This window comes from Streptomyces sp. NPDC006655, assembly GCF_040703965.1.
Classification (GTDB): domain Bacteria; phylum Actinomycetota; class Actinomycetes; order Streptomycetales; family Streptomycetaceae; genus Streptomyces.
This window is the reverse complement of sequence record NZ_JBEYJU010000219.1, coordinates 1-3,872: the sequence shown is the minus strand read 5'-3', so window position 1 is coordinate 3,872 and position 3,872 is coordinate 1. Positions and strand designations below refer to the sequence as shown.

General features: G+C 70.0%; 2 protein-coding genes. Both read right to left on the bottom strand.

Annotated features, from left to right (window positions below; translation table 11 throughout):
- Window positions 1–66: 66 nt before the first annotated feature.
- A complete protein-coding gene (locus tag AB0958_RS44665; RefSeq protein WP_366896216.1) occupies window positions 67–978 on the bottom strand; it encodes a ribosome-inactivating family protein in 912 nt (303 codons plus the stop codon).
- A gap of 375 nt (window positions 979–1,353) precedes the next feature.
- A complete protein-coding gene (locus AB0958_RS44660; protein ID WP_366896215.1) occupies window positions 1,354–3,705 on the bottom strand; it encodes a LuxR C-terminal-related transcriptional regulator in 2,352 nt (783 codons plus the stop codon).
- Between the last annotated feature and the right edge of the window lie 167 nt (window positions 3,706–3,872).

Here is a 3,872-nt window from a genome sequence, read left to right as displayed (position 1 = left end):
GGTGCGCCGTGATGAGAACCGCGACCGCCGGGAGAACCCGCGACCGGGGGGCAGAGCCCTCCTGCCCTACAGCCTCGTCAGCGACACGGCCATCTGGGCGTCGAGCGCCGCTATGGTGGTGAACCGCCCGTCGCCGATCGCGAAGTTCACAGGAATGTGGCGGTCCGTGTAGTCCTGGACGGCGTTCGACAGGGGCTCCCAGCTGTTTTCCAGTGCCAGGCCCGTCACGTGGAACTCATCCCCCCAGCCGTTGCTGCTGACGGTGTCCCAGGACCCCGAGTACCAGATGCCGCTGTTGCGCATCGCCTGCTGGATCCGGTAGGAGATGAAGTCATAGCGGGCGCCCTCGGCGAAGGCCTGGACGAGGACGAGCAGGCCCCGCGCACTGTCCCGCCAGTTGCCGTTTGCCACGTCGCTGACCGCGCCTTGGATGGACCCCATGGTGATGCCCTGGGTGCTGCGGTCGATCTGACCGGCTTGCTCCATGTCGCTGTAGTTGAGCCAGTTCCGGTTCTGCGTGGCGCCGTTCTGCCCCGGGAGACTGCCCGGTCCTTCGCCCAGTCGGATGTACGTGCCGGTCCGGTTGTTCCGCCAGCCGGTCACGTACAGGTTCCGCGCGTTGAAGACCAGAGTGATGCTGTTCTGGCCCACCGCAAACGTCACGTCGAAGTAGTCGTCGCCCCTCTCGGTCCGGACGATGTTCCCGTACTGGTTGCCGCTGCGCAGCCGGCCGCGGATGTCGCGGATGACGCCGTTGTACGCGTCGGCGGCGTTGTTGCCGTAGAGGCCGGTCAGGTCGTAGCTGAAGCCGTCGGTCGGTACCACGGCGTTCGCCAGCCGGACGTTCCCGCCGAGCGTCGTGTGCTGTGCCCCCGTGGCGAGGCTGCCGCCCATTCCGGCGACGAGGACGGCTGAGGCGAGCGTGGCCGGGAGTACGGCCGAGGTGCTGATCCTGCGGATGAGATGTGCTCGGGACATGATCTGCGCTCCGTTGTGCGTGGTCGGTGGGCCGACCCAGGAAGGAGATGAATTTTGCGAACGGTGTGCGGGGCACCGCTTTCGACCCATTGGGCCCGGTAACCGAAGGTGACCGGACCGCCCGGCGGGTCGGACCGGCTTCAGAAGAACGGGAGCGCTCCCATCCAAAGAGGGCAGAAGTGTTCCCATCGGCGTCGTTCATCCGCGTGTGGCCTGAGGGCGTGAGGCTCTCGGTGCTCGGGACGGTCTGAGCGGCACCGGCTCGCAGGTTGCGCTGTGACGAGCCCGCCCTGCGTGCTGTGCTTCATGCGGCAAGCATCGGTGCGTTCCCGTTCGCGGACATGGGTGGTTCTACGGGGGTGCTCTACCTAATTTCTACGGGGTAGATACGTGGTTCGCCGCCCACCAGGCCGCGACCTGGGCGCGGCGGCTGCAGTCGAGCTTGGTCATGATGCTGTCCATGTGGCTGTCGACCGTGCGCGGCGACAGCACCAACTGGGCGGCGATCTGCCGGTTGGTCATGCCCTTGGCCACCAGCGCGGCGACCTGCCGTTCCCGGCGGCTGAGCGGGCACGGCGCGGTGGTGACCGGGGCGCTGCGCCCGGTGTCTGCCGCGGTGCTCGTGTCCAGGGCGAGGGCGATGGCCCGGTCCGGGCTGTCGTGCTGGGCGCCTTCCGCGAGGGCTTTGTCGTATCCGGCCGGGCCGAGCGCGGAGAGGATCGCTTCCTCGCAGCGGGCGCGGTGTCCGCCGAGCGTGGAGATGGGGCCGACTCCGATGTCCCGGCTCAGGGCGTGCACGGCGCCCATCAGCTGTGCCGTCCGTTCGTGGTCGCCTCGGGACGCGGTGATCCAGGTGAACACTTCCAGTGCAAACGCGGTCCCGGGGTAGTCGTTGAAGCCCCGCAAGATCTCCAGCGCGGCCCGTGTCAGCGCCGTGCCCTCCTCCGTGTCGCCACGTGCCCAGAGCACGTAGCCCAGCACCCACCTCGCGTGGGACCCGTACAGACACTCCCCGGATGCTTCCGCCAGCCGCACCGCGCGCCTGCCGGCCTCCTCCGCCGCGTGCGCGTCCCCGAGATGGACCTTCGCGATCGCAAGTTGGAACAGCCAGAACAGCCCCTGCGGTCCTTCGCCCGCCGCCTCGTGAGCGGCCAGCGCTCCCTCGAAAAGACGCACGGCTTCCGCCGTCCGCCCCTGGAAGGACGCCGACGCACCGCGATAGCCCTGGATGTACGGCCGGACTGACGGGTCGTCGAGTCGTTCGCCCAGCTCCTCGGCCTCGTCCAGCCAGCGGTCGGCCGCCGCGAAGTCTCTCTGCAGCATCGCCACCCAGGCGGCGGCCCACAGCGCCCGGGCCCGGACCGGGGTGGGTTCGGGCGCCGCCGCGAGAAGACGGTCGAACTGGCGGCGTCCTTCGCTGAGGAACCCGTCGGAGCACCAGTGGAAGCGCAGCGCCGCGGCCAGGCGCAGCGCCTCCTGTGCGTCGGCAAGATCCGCGACCCCGTGCTCCGGCGGGTGCTGCTCCGCCTTCGCGGGCCCTGCCGGGACGGGCTCGGCCACGGCTGGGTGAACCCTCGTTCCGAGCTCCAGTGCCGCCCGGAAATTGCCGTGCTCGGCACGCATCCGGGCCAGAGCCTCTTCCTGGCCGGGACCGAACCAGTCGGAGGCTGTGCGCTCCGCGAGGCCGAGGAAGAAATCGCGGTGCCGCCGCAACAGCCCCGGCTCCTCACCCGACTCGGCCAGCCGGGCCCGCCCGTACGCGCGAAGAGTTTCCAGCAGCCGGTACCTGGCCGACCCGTCGCCTGCGCACACCGTCACTACGACGGACTGGGACACCAGCCGGTCGAGGAGGTCCAGCACCTCATGCGCCGCGACGCCGTCCCCCGCACAGACGTACTCGGCCGCGTCCAGGCCGAAGCCACCGGCAAAGACCGACAGCCGGTTCCACAGCAGTTGTTCGGCGGGCGTGCACAGCTCGTAGCTCCACTCGATCATCCCGCGCAAGGTGCGCTGGCGTGGAAGCGTGGTCCGGCAGCCGCCGGTGAGCAGCGCGAAGCGGTCCTCAAGGCGCTCCACGACCTGCTCGACGGTCAGCGTCCGCAACCGCGACGCGGCCAGTTCGATGGCCAGGGGCAGCCCGTCGAGGTCGGCGCACAGCCGGGCGGCCTCAGCCCGGTTGGCGTCGGTGATACGGAAGTCCGGCCAGACGGCGGCGGCCCGCTCCTGCAGCAGTTCGACCGCCTCGTCCGATATCGACAGCGGAGGGACGACGAAGACGTGCTCGCCCGTGACCCCCAGCGTCTGGCGGCTCGTCGCCAGGATGCGCAGCTCCGGACAGGCCGACAGCAGCGCCATCGCCAGGGCGGCGGACGCGTCGATCAGGTGCTCGCAGTTGTCCAGCACGATCAGTGCCCGGTGCCGGGCCAGATGGTCCGTGAGCTGCTCGAGGGCGGGCCTGCCGCCGCTGTCCGGAACCCGCAGCGCACCCGCGGTCGCGGCGGCCACCGCCGACGGGTCGCGCACTGCGGCCAGGTCGACGAGCCACACTCCGTCCGGGAAGGCTTTCCTGGAGGCCGCGGCGGTCTCCAGTGCCAGCCGCGTCTTGCCCGCGCCGCCCGCTCCGGTGAGCGTCACGAGCCGCCCCACGCCCAGCAGGCGGCGGATCTCGGCGACCTCGCGGTGTCTGCCGACGAAGCTGGTCAGGGCCGTGGGCAGATTACCCACCACGGGGATGACAGTAGCCAAGAGTCGACTCCGCACATTGGCGTACAAAATGTTCACTGAGGCTAGCAAAATGTCTGGCCCACGCGGTGGGCGAGGACGTCGGACGCGTGCTCTCCTCCCTCCACGACGAGCACGGCGTGGACCTGCGCACCGGAGTGACAGTCGCCGAG